This is a genomic window from Pontibacter aydingkolensis (genome assembly GCF_019443125.1).
Lineage (GTDB): Bacteria > Bacteroidota > Bacteroidia > Cytophagales > Hymenobacteraceae > Pontibacter > Pontibacter aydingkolensis.
The window spans coordinates 34,442-51,122 of the sequence record NZ_JAHYXK010000008.1 but is presented as its reverse complement, the minus strand read 5'-3'; the positions used below and the strand labels follow the sequence as shown (position 1 = coordinate 51,122).

Genomic DNA, 16,681 nt, shown 5'->3' with positions numbered 1-16,681 from the left:
TTTATAACAAAATACTGGAATTTGGGGGGAATGACAAAAACATTGTTTTACTTCAAGCCCAAAGTATAAGATAATGAGCTGATTAACTTTAATTAAAATTATCTACAGTTTTTATCATTTGCTTATACTTACAAAATAGAGTTCATGTTGCATAGCGGCACTAAATCCTTAAAGCAATTAGAATTCTTCATTATTCAAGTAGCATCAGGTATATTGTAAGAGTGTTACAGCCAGGTAGCCGTGGCCGCCGTTAAACTTGGTTTCCCAACCCATTTTGGATAACTCTCTCCGGATAAAATTGTTTAACAAACCATGCGCTACCAAAACAGTTGTGTGATTTGTGGCGGCATCTGTAGCCAGTGTTTCGGCGCAGAGGCGCGCCCTTTGTTTTGCCTGTTTAAAGGTTTCTATCTCTCTGCTGTTTAAACCCATAAACCAAAGTATGCGTGCACTTACAAGCCAAAGCTTAATAGGAAGACGAAACAATGGCAGCGAAAATATTCTGCGTTCAAATTCACGAAATACACTATCAACCTTTAATTCTACTTTGTTTCCAAAAATAGCTTTGGCGGTTAGTTGCGAGCGGGGAAGGGTACTGCAATATACTCTGTCTATCTCTTCGAATGGGATGGTCTCATGCTCCAGCACAAACTCCTCCACGGCAGCCGCATCGTAGTCAGAAATATACTTTCGTGCATCCTCGTTACTAAACAGGCCGCTTTTAGGGAGGTCGGGCCGGGCATGCCTTATCAGGAAAATGCGTTTGGGAAGTATAGGCTTATCAATAGTTGTATCCACCGTAGAAAAGCAAAAGTATATTTTTGCTTTATACGCATACTGTTACCTGCCCGGATTTGTTATTTAGCCAGTGCGCGATGCGAATTAAAGTCGCTGAAGATCGTGTTTCTGATTTTCTCCCATTCCGGCTTAAGGATGCTGTAATAAATGGTGTCGCGGCGGCGGCCATCGTGCATTAAAGTATGGCTGCGCAATGTGCCCTCTTCCGTTGCGCCGATCTTCAGCATAGCCTTACGTGAACGCATGTTTAAAACGTCTGTCTTAAGTTCTACCCGCTCATACTTCAATTCCTCAAAGGCATACTGCAGCAGCAAAAATTTACAATGTCGGTTTAATCCGGTTCCTCTGAAGTCTTTCGTAAGCCAGGTCCAGCCAATTTCCAGACGTTTATCAGCCGCCGAAATATTTCCGAAACTGGTACTACCGGCGATCTTCCCACTTGCTTTGTCCACGATAATGAAAGTATAGCGGGTGCCGGTGATGTAGCCATTTTCTACTGTTTGTTGCCAAACTTCAAGTTCTTCCTGGTTGCTGATTTTAGTGGGCATAAAGCGCCAGATATCCTCATCGTACATTATGTTTTGAAGCTGCGGCATGTCGAAGGGGTGGTATCTGCGGAGTAAAACGCGGCTGTCTTCCAAAACAATATCTGAGTTAAAATCCATGGGCTTTATAAATTAAAGGTGCGATTAGCAATAGCATAGCAAATTAGCGATTTCTCGGTCAAACAATAACAGCATTCTAGCTAAAATCTGCTATTAGCAAATTGGTTGGTAATTCGATTTTAAGCTTCTATGCAGTGAGAGAATCCGGACAGGGTTAAAAAATTCAAAGAAACCTACCAACGTAATTAGCCATGCACCCGTAATAGTGTGCACCGGCTATATATTACGACAAAGTCCTACCGGTTTGATCTGTGCCAGATGCAGTTATGAGAGAGCATAAAATGCTACCCTGCAAGCGCTGCATTAAGCTTATACTTTATAAAAGACCTAAATAATCTGATTTAGTTGTTAACTAACAAACGACAGGCAAAGTATAGCAGTGTTATATACTATAACCGAGTAGTACGCATATACATAAAAATATTTTATAAATTTTTACTGAATAAGTATGGAAGCACATCACCCTTCAAAAGTCCTGATGACTGCAGATACAGTAGGAGGCGTCTGGAATTATTCGCTGGAGTTGGTTAGAGCTCTTGCGCCATTTAAAACAGAAGTAGCGCTGGCAACTATGGGTGCACCGCTTACAGAGGAGCAGCGCAGACAAGCTGATGAAATAGATAACCTCACTGTTTATGAAAGCGATTACAAGCTTGAGTGGATGGAAGATGCCTGGAACGATGTTGAAAAAGCAGGGGAGTGGCTGCTTGAGCTAAAGGATAAAGTACAGCCGGAACTCGTGCACTTAAATAGTCTGGTGCACGGTGCCTTAGATTTTGGTGTACCTACTGTTGCGGTTGTCCATTCGTGTGTGCTTTCGTGGTGGAAAGCTGTAAAAGACGAAGAGGCCCCGCAGGCATGGAGTAAGTATAAAGAGTTGGTAACAAAGGGGCTGCAAGCTGCTGATATGGTGGTTGCTCCAACGCAGGCTATGATGAACCAAGCCTCTGCACTTTACGGGCCATTTAAAAGAAGTGCAGTGATCTATAACGGACGAGGACAGCATGGTTTTCAGTTTGGTAAAAAAGAACCTTTTGTGTTTAGCATGGGCCGTGTATGGGACGAAGCCAAAAATATATCGATGCTGGCACACATTGCCTCCGATCTAAGCTGGCCGGTGTATATTGCCGGCGACGATAAACATCCTGCAACAGGTAAAACCATAGAGCTCGAAAACGTGCATTTCCTTGGGCAGTTATCCGAGGATGAAGTATCAGACTGGTTATCGCGTGCATCTGTGTACGCTTTGCCTGCCAAATATGAACCGTTTGGCCTCACAATTTTAGAAGCAGCCATGTCGGGTTGCGCATTGGTGGTTGGCAAAACTGAAAGCCAGGCCGAAATATGGGGAAATGCTGCCAGGTACGTAAACCCGAACAGCGCTGATGAACTCCGCGATACCATCAACAACCTCATAGAGGATGAGTTTGGGCGTAATATTATGGCCTGCCGCGCAGTAAAACGTTCTCATGGCTACACTGCCAACCCAATGGGCCAGGACTACGACCATATTTACCGCCAAATAATGAAACAGACGGTTACAGTCTGATAAAATTTAAATGATTTCATAATGGCCACACTGCTGAAAAGTATGTGTGGCTTTTTTTCGCCTTTAAAGTATAACTTGCACGCATGCCCGAGAATAAACACACGCCTACTGCTAAGCACTGGAAGGTGCTGAAATCTGAACTGGTTTTTGATGAGAAATGGTATACCCTGCGTCGCGATGAAGTAGAGTTGCCAAACGGTAAAGTGCTGGACGATTATTATGTGAGTGTTCGTCCTGATGTAGTGCTCACTTTCCCGATAACCGAAGACGGTGAGGTGATTTTTGTACGGCAGTATAAGCACGCTGCTGCTGGTGTTTTTATTGAATTGCCCGGAGGAGTGATAGATGCTCACGAGAATGATCCAAAAGAAGCTGCCCGCCGCGAAATGCTGGAAGAAACAGGCTATACTTCTAACGACATGGAACTGCTATCCGAGGTAATTGATAACCCTACGAAAGATACCAACAGAATATACTTTTACCTGGCCCGCAATGCTTACAAAATAGCAGAACAAGACCTCGATGAAACAGAAAGCATTGAAGTGCTTAAAATACCGATTAACGAAGTGGAGAGTATGGTGCTGCGCGGAGATATTTGTGTGTCTGGGTCTGTTGCGCTTTGTCTGCTTGCTTTAAGAAAGCTGGGGGCTTAGTTGTTGGTTATTTGTTACTGGAGATTGTAGAGACGCACTATCGTTCTACGTTATTGGTTAATCGTTGCTCGTTGATATAAAGACGCAATACGCTGCGGCTTGCTTGCTACAGGCCTAAGTCTTACATTTACCAAAGGCGCTTTTGCTGCGCGCTATAAGCAGCTGCCGAGGCACAAGCGGACGCTTGTGGCAGATAACATCATTTCCTGTGATAGAATCGACTTTGTCTATTTTGATCCTTTTACACTTACCATATAACCTACCCAAAGTATAAATCAGGAACTACTGAAACAAAATTAGTGTTATGTTTGTACATTAAATGTATGTACATTAAATTTGTGATATAGATATTGCACATCATAAGTGGGTGAATTAAACGGAACTATAAACATGACATCAACAGAAAATAAAATAGCAGTACATAACCTGATCGAGAAACGCTGGAGCCCGAGAGCTTTTGCAGCTACCCCAGTAGAGCAGGAGCAACTGGAGGCACTTTTTGAGGCAGCACGTTGGGCACCATCGGCCATGAACGAGCAGCCATGGCGTTTTATCTACGCTACCAAAGATGATAAAGAAGCCTATGACCGTTTACTAAGCTGCCTTGTGGAAGCAAACCAGGTATGGGCAAAAAAGGCACCGGTTATTTTCGTTTCAGTAGCTAAAAAAGCGTATGCCTTTAATGGGAACATCAATGGCCACGCATGGCACGATGTGGGTATGGCTACAGCCAACCTGGTGCTACAGGCTACAGAACTTGATTTGCATGTGCATTTGATGGGTGGTTTTAGTGCCGGTAAAGCCCGTGAAGTACTGGATATTCCGGAAGGGTTTGAAGCTGTAACAATGGGTGTAGTTGGGTATGCAGGCGACCCGGAAGGATTACCGGAGCAACTAAAGGCGAGAGAACTGGCACCACGGCAGCGCAAACCTTTAAGCGAGATATTGTTTAACGGGAAATGGGAACAGAAATAAGTATAAAGCTATGAGCAAAAAAGTAATCCATAAAGCAGATACACGTGGCCACGCCAACCACGGCTGGCTTAACTCTTACCACAGTTTCAGCTTTGCCAGCTATTATAACCCGGAGCGCATGGGCTTTGGGTTGCTGCGCGTGCTAAACGACGATACTGTGGCACCTGGAATGGGCTTTGGCGCACACCCACACGATAACATGGAGATTGTTTCGATTCCGTTGGCAGGAGAACTAGCGCATAAAGACAGCACCGGCAACGAGAAAACAATCCGTACAAACGAAGTACAGATCATGTCGGCGGGAACGGGACTAACGCACTCAGAATATAACCACTCCAAAACGGATGAGGTAAAGTTTCTGCAGATATGGATTTTCCCGAAAGAGCGTGACATCAAACCGCGTTATGAGCAAAAAAACTTTAACCCCGAGGACCGCCAGAACAAGCTGCAGACAGTAGTGTCGCCTGACAAGGACAATGGTGCCATCTGGATCAATCAGGATGCCTGGTTTACTTTAGGTACTCTGAAGCCGGGTTTCTCTGAAGAGTATAAACTGCACAACCCAGAGCACGGTGTTTATGCTTTTGTGCTGGAAGGCGAAGTGGAAATTGACGGTGAAAAGCTTAGCAAACGCGATGGCATGGGTATTTCTGACACAGACAGCTTTAACATTAAAGCGGGTGCTGATGCAGAGCTTTTGCTGATGGAAGTGCCGATGAAATAAAAGTTTGATTACATCATTTGGGCAGCCCGGTAGCAACTGTTGCCGGGCTGCCCAATTTTATACTTTAAGCTATCACTTGCTTACGCTACTCAAACCTAAGCACTTGCCAGCCGTTACTGCTATACTAGAACGAACTTAAAAGCTATGGAACAAGAACAAACAGTATTGCTGAAAGACTATACTAATGAAGAAAAGGGAGCTTACCTGGGTGCACTGGCAACTATCGCGTCAGCAGATGGTAACGCCTCTGAAGAAGAGCTGGAGTTTCTTAGAATTTTAAGCGAAGCAGCAGAAATGCCAGATAATGTAGAACAGGAGGTGGTGCAGATAGCTCAGAACCCATCTCAGATAAGCCTGCAGAAATGCCTGGATGTGCTGAAGAAAAGCCAGCTGCGTTTTCCTTTTGTAACCGACATTATCTCATTTGCCAAAGCAGACGGCCAATACTCTTCGGAAGAACAAAAGCACATACAGCATATGGCGGAATGCCTGGAAATAGACCAGAAGCAATACAGTATTCTGGAGCAGTATGTGGATAAGGCCGAAGACGCACAACAGCATGGCGAAGACCCGACTTCAAACTCATTTCTGAATAAGAGTGGATTTGGCGACATGTTTAAAAATGCTGGTATATCACCGGGAATGGTGAAAGGTATACTTGGAGTTGCAGCCCCGCTTGTATTGGCAAGTATGATGCGCCGTGGTGGTGGACGCAGAGGTATGATGGGTGGCATGGGCGGTGGCTTGCTGGGTGGCTTATTAGGTGGAATGATGGGAGGAAGCGGAGGCATGCGCAGAGGCGGTGGCCTCGGTTCCATGGCTTCTATACTTGGCGGCCTTAACGGCAGGAGAGGTTATGGCAGCATGGGCTCAGGCGGGCTTGGCGGTTTGTTAGGAGGTATTTTGGGAGGCGGCAGCCGGAGAGGCTCTGGCTGGTAACGTTTTCATTTTATAAAGCTTGAGCTGGTAGTGCATTACGCTTCCAGCTCAAGCTTTATAAGTTTCCGGAGGTCTTCTTCCCGCAATAGCCCACGCACTACTTTATTACCTATAATAAATGTTGGAACTGCTTGTACTCCCATTTCTTTGTAAGCGTGCTGCAAAGCCTTTTGATGTTCGGCTTTATACTTTCTGCTTTCCAGCGCTTCTTTAAATGACTTTTTATCCAGTCCAATTTCTTCTGCCAGTTCTATAAGCACATCAACCTTTCCGATATTCAATTCCTCCTGAAAAAAGGCTCTGAACATCCTGTCGGTATACTTTTCACCTAAGCCTTGTTCTTTTGCAAACTGGTACCCTTCAAAAGCAAGGTGTGTATAAGGCTGCGGCGATACATCAGGTAGCACGATATGTATGTCCAGTTGTTTTGCCATTGGGTACACTGAATTTTGCCAGGTAGTTTGCAGGTAATCTTCTTCAGGCTTCAAAGTTGGTGTTGGCTCTGGGCGTAATTCAAAAGGCATCCATTCAACAGAAACTTTATGACGAGCGTTAATTCCTGCTAAAGCGCGTTCCAGCACCACCTCCCCGAAAAAGCAGTAAGGGCACACAAAATCGGAGTATACTTTTATCTGTAGCATAGTCTATACTTTTGTTTCAATCATGTAGTACAACCTGCCTTATACTTTTGTTTTAGAACCTATGCTTTTGTAGATTGACAAAGTATTACAGAAAGTATACTTATGCTTAAAAAGACAACTTTAGCTTTCTTACTGGCTCTTGGTTTACTCTCTTGCCAGCAGCAACCACAGCAGACAACAACTACTGCTCAAGAGACATCTGAAGGTAAATACTATTACCCTGGCAAAGGCGATAACTGGGAGAAGAAAAACCCTGAAGAACTGGGCATAGATGCCACGCTTTTACAGCAGGCAGTGGAATGGGCCAAAACCCAGGAAACTAATCAGATACAAAAAGATTTCTCAACTCAAAAAGAGATATTCGGTGAGCCGCTTGGTCCTTTGCCCGAGAGCAGAGCTAACACAAACGGCATCATACTTAAAAACGGTTACATCGTAGCAGAGTGGGGCGATACCAAAGCCGTGGACCCGACCTATAGTGTGGCAAAAAGTTTCCTGTCTACTTTACTTGGCCTGACGATAGACCGCGGCATGATTCAAAGTATAAACGACCCGGTGGCAAAGTATGTAAAAGACGGTGGCTACAACTCGGAGCAGAACAGCAAAGTAACCTGGGAGCATCACGCCCGACAGACAAGCGAGTGGGAAGGTGAGATGTGGGGCAAAAAGCACGACTTTATTGGCAAGGACGCCTTTGGCCGGGGAGAGCGCAAGCCGCGCGAACTGCAGGAGCCAGGTACTTTTTACGAGTATAACGACACCCGCATCAATCGTTTTGCCTTATCGATGCTGCGCCTGTGGGAAAAACCTCTGCCTGAAGTGCTGGAAGACGAAATTATGGATCCGATAGATGCTTCCGATACCTGGAAGTGGGTGCCTTACCGCAATTCTGTAGTGGAAATAAACGGAAAGCAGATGCCATCCGTGAGCGGCGGTACGCGTTGGGGCGGAGGCCTCTGGATTAACACCCGTGACGAAGCACGTTTCGGTTATTTGTTCCTTCGCAATGGCCGCTGGAAAGACAAACAATTACTATCTGAGGATTGGGTAAAAAAAGCGACTACTTCCCGTGGACCGGTTGGCCCGGATTACGGTTACCTGTGGTGGCTGAATACCGAAGGCAAAGCCTGGCCTGATGCCCCTACCACCAGCTACGCAGCCTTGGGTGCCGGCCAGAATACCGTTTGGGTAGACCCAGAGCATGATATCGTAATAGTTTGGCGCTGGCATAATGGTAACCCAAATGAATTGATAAAGCGTGTACTGGGGGCGGTTAAATGATTGCTGATTGTTAATTGTTGAGTAAGTATAGATCTGTATATGGTCTGTATATGGCGCGAGCGTCTACGCTCGTGACTTGCTATAGTGGGGCCTCTGGCCCCTTTACTGTTTTATACCTGATAACATCTTCTTCGTACTTACGGTCATGTCTGAAAAGTATAAAATTTACCCTGACGGCACTTTCTTCATTACACTTACAATTGTAGGCTGGATTGATGTCTTTACCAGAAGAGAATATACAGATGAAGTAGTTGCTAACTTAAATTATTGCAGCAAACAAAAAGGCTTAAAAATTTACAGTTACTGCATTATGCCCAGTCACCTGCATATGATCTGCTCAGTAGATAACAGTAACTTAAGCGATGTACTTCGTGACTTTAAAAGTTTTACAGCTAAACGTATCATTTCGCTCATAGAAGCTAATCCTATGGAAAGTAGGAAGGAATGGTTGTTATACTTGTTCAAGTTCTTTAAACAGAGTACTAAACACAATAAGGAGTTCCAATTCTGGCAGCAGCACAATCATCCTATTGATCTAACAGATGCTAAGATGTTTCAGCAGAAGGTAGATTATATCGAGCAGAATCCGGTAGTAGCTGGCTTGGTGACAGACGCTGCTTATTATACATTTAGTAGTGCTAATCCAGATAGTTTGGTAATGTTGGCTGAAGCATAATTTCACTTTAAAGTATAAAGGGGCCAGAGGCCCCACTATAGCAAGTCACGAGCGTGGACGCTCGCGCCATGTTTACAGTATTATAAAAACAAAAAAGCGGCTGCTCCGATGGGGCAGCCGCTTTAATATACTTTATACTTCTAAATTATTAGTGGCGGCAAGTGCAGTGCTCACCGGCAATACCTTCAAAGCGGGTGTCGGTGCCTTCGTGCCAATCAAAGGCAGTAGCGGTGCGGCTGTTTTCCCACCAGAACTTGCCTGGCTTGGTGTTATAGTTACCCATTTCTGCCATCGTAGCGGCATCGTACAGGCGGCCATTTACCATCGTATACTTCACGTGCTCGGTGTTCTGGATGTTCTCTAGTGGGTTCTGGTCCAGTACGATCAGGTCGGCAAGTTTGCCGGCTTCTAGTGAGCCAATTTCTTTGCCCATACCAATGTACTCGGCACCGTTTAAGGTAGCGGCACGAAGCGCCTCCAGGTTTGTCATACCACCTTGCTGCAGCATCCATAGTTCCCAGTGTGCGCCTAAGCCTTGTAGCTGTCCGTGTGCACCTAGGTTTACTTTCACGCCGGCATCTGTCAGTATCTTACAAGACTCTGAAGTTAACACGTGGCCATTGTCATATTCTTCGTCAGGCACTAAGGTAACGCGGCGAGAGCGACCATCAATCACAGAACGTGGCGTAAATTTAAGAAGGCGCTCTTTGTCCCAGGCGTTGGTCTTTTGGTACCAGTAGTACTCGCCGGAGTTACCGCCATAGTTCACGATCAGGGTAGGCGTGTAACCGGTTTCTGAAGCCTTCCATACTTCCACCACATCTTTGTAAAGTGGCGCAACAGGTATGTTGTGCTCAATGCCAGAGTGGCCGTCCAGAATCATGCTCATGTTATGGAAGAACGTAGAACCACCTTCAGGCACCACCGTCATGTCCAGTTCGCGGGCAGCCTGAATTACCTGCTGGCGCTGCTCACGGCGTGGCTGGTTGTAGCTCTTCACCGAGAAACCACCAACAGCTTTTATGCGGCGCAGGTGCGAACGGGCATCGTCCAGGTTGTTGATCACGGCTTTAAAGTTACCATCGGCACCGTAAAGAATGGTACCTGTAGAGTAAATTCGCGGACCAACCATAGCACCGGCTTTCACGGCTTCAGACTGGCTGAACACCATTTCGGTAGTAGAGGACGGGTCGTGGGTAGTAGTTACGCCATAAGCCAGGTTGGCAAAGTATGACCATTGCTTCTGTGGGCTCATGCCATTACGGAACGTGCCCAGGTGCGCGTGTACGTCCACTAAACCAGGCATAATCGTTTTGCCGGCAGCATCGATTACTTTAGCATCTTTTGGTATAGTTACGCCTTTGCCAACAGCCACAATACGGTTGCCTTCTACCACAATCGTTCCGCCTTCAATTACTTCGTCGCCTTTCATGGTAATGATGCGTGCGTTCGTGAAAGCTACTTTACCTTCTGGCGTATCTGTTTTCAGCACCAGGCCGATCTTTGTACCAGTGGTATCAATAGCAGGAAGTTTATCCGGAGCACCTTCTACAAATGCAAAGCGGTTTTTGATGTCGTTTGAGAAATACTCATCCCCCAGTACCCAGTTTACTTTCTTGCTGTCGGCAGACCAATGGATGCTGGTACCGGCGTCGCGGGTAAACCTAGCAACCGGAACAGCCTTAGTTTCTGCGCTTAGCTCCATACCTGAACCGTTAGCAGTAAACGGAACTACATAACCGTTGAACAGCTCCACAAACGCCAGCCACTTATTATCGGGACTTGGGTAGAACTGATCGGTATACTTTGATGTATAGTGTGTCTGCTCTTCTTTGCCGTTCAGGGCAACACTTTTGAAAGCCACTTTACCGCCTTCGTAACCCGTAAAGAAAATACGATCTGATGTAGCGTTGAATTGTGGCGAAGAACCGTTTTTCTGCACGAAAGTAGGATTCTTTCCTTCTGAGGTCATGTAGTAAATACCGCGCTCGTTGCCATGCGCATAACCCATGTGGTTATTGCCGCCTTCTTTGTTGTAAACGATAAACTTACCGTTTGGCGAGAATGATGCATTGGTATAGAAACCTTTCTCAGATGTAAGCTTTGTTGGTTTGGCGTTCTTCTTACGAATGTCCAGCTTCATCAGGGCACTATAGTTGTCGTCGTTCCAGGTTGAATAAACGATGTGCTTACCATCAGGTGAGAAGGATGGATAAAACTCGAAATCAGCACCTTTCGTAATGCGCTCCGGTTTGCCGTTTGGTAACTCTTTTTTATAGATATGTCCGGCAGCGTTGAACACTAAAATCTTTCCATCCGGAGACGTTACAGCATGGCGGATTGCTTTGGCTGTAAACTCTTTCGGAGAAACACCACCGTTCTTGCTGAAATCGTGGCGAACTACATCAGCGATATAATGCGTAGCAGTAGCCTCGAAAGGGATGTTGGTTACCTTCTGGTTGGCAACATCTATCTTATTGATTTTACCTTGAGCCCAGTAAACTATACTTTTATTGTCCGGGGTCCAGGAGAAGGACGGATATACACCGAAGATAGCCCATGATTCCTGCTGATCTTTGCTCAGGTTATCAGTTAAAGGCCACTGCTCGCCGGTTTTAAGGTCCTGCACAAAAAGTACAGATTTAGTTCTTACACGACGCACAAAGGCAATATACTTACCATCGCGGGAGATAGTTGGACGAACAGAGCCACCGTTTCCGGTTACGATATTCTCAATTTCTCCTGTGTTACGGTCCACTCTGCGGATAACATAGATCTGGCCGTTCGGGTCTTTGTTGTACTCAAACGTAGAGCCACCGCTCATGTCTTCAGAGTAATATACATACTTGCCGTCTGGCGATACAAATGGCTCACCGGCATCCTGCTGGTCGTTTTTGCGCTTTGTTAACTGAACGCCTGCGCCACCTGAGCGATGGTACATCCACATCTCACCGGCACCCAACGAGCGGGTGTTGGTAAAGTGCTTGCGCGCGATCAAATACTGGCCGTCCGGCGTCCAGACAGCATTGTTTAGTAATCTGAAATTCTCGTTAGTTATCTGCTTTGCATCAGAGCCGTCACGCTTCATTATCCAGATGTTGTCGCCGCCACCTGCATCAGAGGTAAAGGAGATAAACTGACCATCCGGACTGAAACGAGGCTGCACTTCGTAAGGACGTCCGGTGCGTAATAGCTTAGCCTTGCCACCCGAAATCGGCATGATGTAGATGTCGCCGAGCATGTCAAACACGATTTCTTTGCCATCCGGACTTACGTCCAGGCTCATCCAGGTGCCTTCGTCGGTGGTTAGGGTTATTTCTTTTTCGGTGCTGTGGGCCGCGTCCACTTTCCACTTTTTGTCATCTTTTTTGTCCTGGGCTTGGGCTATTGCTGTGCTTAAGGGTAAAGCAAGTGCAGCAGCCAGGAACATACTTAGATAAGTACGTTTATTCATGGTAGGGTGAAATTGATTGGTTAGTAGTTACTCAAAGTTAAGCATTTGACTACAGATTAAAGATGATTTTATGGATAAAGTATGATTTATACCTGAGGCTTGGGCTTTTTTGTTTTTTAAATTTATGTGTGAAGAGTTTTGGTTAGGCTTTGGAAGCCAGGTATATAGGAATGGCTAAAGTATGAAATTCTATAAAATCATGCTGCCATACCTGTAAAATTTCGGTCCCATGCCTATTATGATATACTCAGAGCCTTTAACCTTATACGCTGAGCAGGGACGAAGATAGAATCCCTGGTCCTGACCAGTTTGGGTATTGTGTAACAGTTTTACTTTTTGATCGCCATTGGGACCTATCGTTAACAGAACTGGCGTTTTAAAAGAAGACCTGGGACTGTACATTGCTATTTTGTCTTCAAAAGTCCTGTTATGGTCAAAGTTAAGGTAAATGATTTTAAGCGTATCACCCACAGTAGTGGCAAAGTATGAGCGTATAGTATTTTGCTTGTTTGTTCCGCTTTGCAATTTTGTTACGCTTGTGGTAAAAACAGGCGATCCATTCCGGTGCAGGCGTGTTATAATTATGTCGTTGTTATGGTAAACAAAAGTACCGGCCCTGTTTTCGTCTTCACATACTTCTCCGAGTAAATAAATGCTGCCGTCCTGTAGCGGTATTATTTTATCCAGTTGCAGGTTGCGCAGGCGCTGGCTGTTGTCGTTATCGGGTTTAAAGCGTTTATAATCTCTTACAAATTTTTTGTTAAACGGCGTATAAACAGCGAACCGGTCCTGTAGATTATGCTTCTCTACCCGGTACAGAAACGTTCCCACAGGTTCGGGATGATGACTTGCGACTGAATTAGACGGAGACACATAGCCACTAACAATAACATGCCCCTTAGGCGTAACAGCAAGCTTAGCTTTAAGTGGGCGGTAATTTGTGTGCCCCAGTTCTATTTTGGAATGTGATCCTGCTTTGCCAAGCAGTTGATGCAGGTAAAAAGCAGAAGTAGAAGGCGCTGCTGCCGTAGACCTGATAAGTACATAAGTGGTGCCGTCTTGCTTTACAAGTAACTCTTGCACTTCTCCATCCGAGGTGATTGATTGTGTCCAGCGGGTATTAAGTTTAGCGGTGAGCAGGGTAACAGTTACAAGCATGCCAGGCCCGTCAGATACTACAATAGAGATTGCGTTCTGATCAGGTGATTTGGCCATGTGTATGTTACTGCCAGAAGCATCCTGTACAATTTGAATGATTTCAGTAGTATAGTTGCCGTTATGGTTGATCTCCTGTGCATAAACCTGCGTTTTGCCGTTACTTTCGCTGCTTGATATCATATACAGGTTGCCCTTAAGCATTTGTACGCATTGGAAAGTGGCGTTTTTACCTTCAGGAGTTTTGGGAAGGAGGGCAGTAGCCCAGAAGCGTTTGCTTTCTGGGTTGTAGTGTTCCAGCGAGATTTGGCCTTCTACTTCATATGTTGAAAAAAAGCCATCATCGTCAACACCGATTATTTCCATATTCTCGATCTTACCAAATTCCCGGTTTATTTTATTGCCCCATACAAACTGAGGTTCTTGAGAATTAACAGGTGTTGCGCAAAGGAGGAGTAATATATATACTATATATAATTTCATTTTACGTTTCCTTATTATTGTACGAGTATAAGGAGACAGAGTATGGATCAATGGTTCAGAATTGATTTATTAGATAAAATGTAAGTGGTTTATTTACATGTATTTATAAAAAAAATAGGCGCTTAAAGGCGCCTATTTTTATAGTATAGAATTTGTTGTGTTAATTATTGTACCTGAGATTTGTCTACCCTTGTCGGAGTTTCTTTACCGCTTACAACACCCTTAGAGGCTATCGCAATGGCTTTGATCATACTTGTCATGTGGGGCATATCTAACATCTCAAACTCATCATTTACTGTATGGTAAGTTTTATCCTTATCTATCTGAACCGATGAGATAGTATGAGCCGGCACCCCTAAACGGGCCAGTGTGGCATTATCAGAGCGGTAAAACAGGTTCTGCTCCGGATATGGGTCCGGGTGCAGGCTATACGTGGTTCCCTGTAGGTTGTGCTGCATCAGTTTACCAAGGTCAGATCTTTCAAAGCCAGTCAGGTAAGCACTATTAGGGCCAAACTTAGACGGCTTGCCCACCATTTCTATGTTAAACATGGCTACAATCTCATCCGGGTTAAGCTGCTCAGAAAAGTGCCTGGAGCCATAGCCTCCAATCTCTTCTGCCGCAAAGGCCACAAACAAAATGCTGCGCTCCGACTTGCCGTGCTTTTTATAATGTTTTGCTAACATCATCATAGCTGTTATTCCCGAGGCGTCATCGTCGGCGCCGTTGGCGATGCTGTCGCCGTCTATTGGTTTTTGAATACCGATGTGGTCGTAGTGGCCAGAGAAAACGACAAACTCACTTTTGCGCTTTCCCTCTATCATGCCACCCACGTTAGTTAGCTTCTTACCGTCAATTTTGTTTTCAGCTTCCACAGTAAAGTCGGAGGCTGTGCTTAGCCCGGTTAGTGCAAATACCCTGCTGTAGCCATTGCCTGTTTCTTTTAACACCGAGCCCCTGCTCAGGTGCTGGCGGTAAGCCTCAAACATTTTCTCATGTTTGGGATGCACCAGTACCAGCGTGTTTTTCTCTAATTTATTTACCTCGGTAAACGCTTTCCTGAAGTCGTCGCTTTCGGAGATGGTGACTATCTCAGCGTCACCGGCCTGCGTCCAGTTTATACTTTGGTAGTTAGTTCTGGCAAACAGCTTATCAGCGGGTAGTGTTTCGCCGTTAAGCGTTGCCTTAATTGTGGAGGGGGTTAAGTGATAAATCTTAAACGTTTGCTTAAAGTCAACTTCTCCTGGCAGGGGCTTTAACTTTGTTTTCTCAAATTCACTGGAGATAAAATCAGCCGCTTTCTCGCCTCCGGGCGTAAAAGAGGCACGGCCCTGCATGTCATCGGCGCTCAAAGTTCTGATCAGGCGCGTAACCTCGGGCTCATCGATACCCTTTAGTTTTTGTGCCTGTGCCATTCCACCCCAGCATAAGGCGGCCAAAGCAAGCGCAGTAATTTTAACTTTAGTCATAGGAGATAAGATTTGAAGATTTTGTGTAGTTTCAGGTGTAGTAGCTTGTGGCTGATTAAGTAGTGTAAGTATCTTATTTAAAAACTCTAATATACCTGATTTTTATGGATACCCAATCCAAAGTTAACTGGTTAAAATTGCTGTTAAGTAGTGTGCTGATAGCAGTCTTGTTATACTTTGGACGCAACCTGTTTGTGCCCCTTAGCTTCGCCCTGCTCATTAGCTTTATACTTTACCCGGTCTGTAAATGGCTTGAGCAAAAAAAGTTGCCCCGTTGGGCTGCTATAGCATTCTGCCTGTTGCTGCTCCTCATCGTTATAGGCCTGCTGGTTTGGCTGTTAGTACGGCAAATGGTGAGCTTTGCAAAAGAGTGGCCTGGCGTAGAAGCCAAACTAATTGACACCTGGGACAAACTAAGCACGCACGTAGAGCACACTTATAATATTGATACCGACAGACAAAAAGTATGGCTCGAAAGTATGGCCTCTGATATAGCCTCGTCAGCATTTGGCATGGCGCAGGGAGTACTTTATACTTCTGCTGTTAGTCTGGTGCTTCTGTTGCTCATACCTATTTACATTGCACTTATACTTTACTATCGGGAGCAGCTTGCCAAGGGGCTTTATTTGCTTTTCCGGAAAGATGAACAGAAAAAAATACGGCTTATACTTCAGGAGACCATCACCACGTACTACAATTTTATAAAGGGCATGGCCATTGTGTACCTGGTAGTGGCTGTTCTTAATAGTGTCGGTTTGTTGCTGCTAGGTATTCCGCATGCCGTTTTCTTCGGGATTGTGGCTTCTGTCCTAACATTTATACCTTATGTAGGCATTACTATTGGCGCTATACTTCCGATGGCCATTGCCTGGGTGACATACGATAACATCTGGTACCCTATTGGGGTAATCATTGTGTTTGGAGTGGTGCAATACCTCGAGGCAAACCTTATTTTTCCGTGGGCAGTGAGTTACAGGCTGCGCGTTAACATGTTGTTTACCCTGCTTGCAATAGTGGCCGGTGGCATACTTTGGGGGGCATCCGGCATGATTCTCTTTATACCGTTCCTGGCTATCCTGAAGCTCATCGCAGACAAACACGAAGCCATGCGTGCGGTATCAGTTTTACTTGGGAATGGGAATGATTGATATCTGAATTAAGTTATTATTAACCAATGGTTTTTGGATGTGATGATATGCGCCACATGGTGATTAGTGGG

The 16,681-nt window shown here is 45.2% G+C and carries 14 protein-coding genes; 8 read left to right on the top strand and 6 right to left on the bottom strand.

Annotated features, from left to right (window positions below):
• Positions 1-204 precede the first annotated feature (204 nt).
• Positions 205-798, bottom strand: a complete 594-nt coding sequence (locus K0O23_RS11170) for a histidine phosphatase family protein (RefSeq protein WP_219877507.1) — start codon at positions 796-798, stop codon at positions 205-207.
• A gap of 59 nt (positions 799-857) precedes the next feature.
• Entirely contained in the window at positions 858-1,463 is a 606-nt protein-coding gene (locus K0O23_RS11165; RefSeq protein WP_219877506.1) for a GNAT family N-acetyltransferase, read from the bottom strand.
• Between the two features lie 448 nt (positions 1,464-1,911).
• Here K0O23_RS11165 and K0O23_RS11160 point away from each other — a divergent pair, with 448 nt between their 5' ends.
• The 5 genes from K0O23_RS11160 (at position 1,912) to K0O23_RS11140 (ending at position 6,303) form a co-directional block, all read left to right on the top strand.
• Positions 1,912-3,012 carry a glycosyltransferase gene (locus tag K0O23_RS11160; protein WP_246597053.1) on the top strand — a complete coding sequence of 367 codons (1,101 nt, stop codon included), beginning with the start codon at positions 1,912-1,914 and terminating at the stop codon, positions 3,010-3,012.
• Between the two features lie 83 nt (positions 3,013-3,095).
• Complete coding sequence (locus K0O23_RS11155) at positions 3,096-3,665, top strand: NUDIX hydrolase (protein WP_219877505.1); 570 nt, start codon at positions 3,096-3,098, stop codon at positions 3,663-3,665.
• Between the two features lie 390 nt (positions 3,666-4,055).
• On the top strand, positions 4,056-4,640 hold the full coding sequence (locus K0O23_RS11150) for a nitroreductase family protein (RefSeq protein WP_219877504.1): 585 nt from the start codon (positions 4,056-4,058) through the stop codon (positions 4,638-4,640).
• A 10-nt stretch (positions 4,641-4,650) separates the two neighbouring features.
• Positions 4,651-5,364, top strand: coding sequence for a pirin family protein (locus K0O23_RS11145; RefSeq protein WP_219877503.1), 714 nt, complete (start codon positions 4,651-4,653; stop codon positions 5,362-5,364).
• A 144-nt stretch (positions 5,365-5,508) separates the two neighbouring features.
• Positions 5,509-6,303, top strand: coding sequence for a tellurite resistance TerB family protein (locus K0O23_RS11140; RefSeq protein WP_219877502.1), 795 nt, complete (start codon positions 5,509-5,511; stop codon positions 6,301-6,303).
• A 35-nt stretch (positions 6,304-6,338) separates the two neighbouring features.
• On the opposite strand, the gene K0O23_RS11135 is transcribed toward K0O23_RS11140, so the two are convergent.
• A complete protein-coding gene (locus tag K0O23_RS11135; protein ID WP_219877501.1) occupies positions 6,339-6,944 on the bottom strand; it encodes a DsbA family oxidoreductase in 606 nt (201 codons plus the stop codon).
• Positions 6,945-7,046: 102 nt separating this feature from the next.
• On the opposite strand from K0O23_RS11135, the gene K0O23_RS11130 reads away from it, so the two are divergent.
• A complete protein-coding gene (locus K0O23_RS11130) occupies positions 7,047-8,225 on the top strand; it encodes a serine hydrolase domain-containing protein (protein WP_219877500.1) in 1,179 nt (392 codons plus the stop codon).
• Positions 8,226-8,370: 145 nt separating this feature from the next.
• A complete protein-coding gene (locus K0O23_RS11125; protein WP_219877499.1) occupies positions 8,371-8,901 on the top strand; it encodes an REP-associated tyrosine transposase in 531 nt (176 codons plus the stop codon).
• Positions 8,902-9,049: 148 nt separating this feature from the next.
• Here K0O23_RS11125 and K0O23_RS11120 read toward each other — a convergent pair whose 3' ends face one another.
• The 3 genes from K0O23_RS11120 to K0O23_RS11110 all read right to left on the bottom strand — a co-directional run bounded on the left by K0O23_RS11120 (position 9,050) and on the right by K0O23_RS11110 (position 15,462).
• Positions 9,050-12,355 carry an amidohydrolase family protein gene (locus K0O23_RS11120; protein WP_246597052.1) on the bottom strand — a complete coding sequence of 1,102 codons (3,306 nt, stop codon included), beginning with the start codon at positions 12,353-12,355 and terminating at the stop codon, positions 9,050-9,052.
• Positions 12,356-12,544: 189 nt separating this feature from the next.
• Complete coding sequence (locus K0O23_RS11115) at positions 12,545-13,993, bottom strand: hypothetical protein (protein ID WP_219877498.1); 1,449 nt, start codon at positions 13,991-13,993, stop codon at positions 12,545-12,547.
• Between the two features lie 164 nt (positions 13,994-14,157).
• The gene (locus K0O23_RS11110; protein ID WP_219877497.1) at positions 14,158-15,462 is read right to left on the bottom strand and encodes a M20/M25/M40 family metallo-hydrolase; all 1,305 of its coding nucleotides are present in this window, start codon (positions 15,460-15,462) and stop codon (positions 14,158-14,160) included.
• A 104-nt stretch (positions 15,463-15,566) separates the two neighbouring features.
• On the opposite strand from K0O23_RS11110, the gene K0O23_RS11105 reads away from it, so the two are divergent.
• Positions 15,567-16,610: an AI-2E family transporter gene (locus K0O23_RS11105; protein ID WP_219877496.1), complete on the top strand. Its 1,044-nt coding sequence runs from the start codon at positions 15,567-15,569 to the stop codon at positions 16,608-16,610.
• Positions 16,611-16,681: the final 71 nt, after the last annotated feature.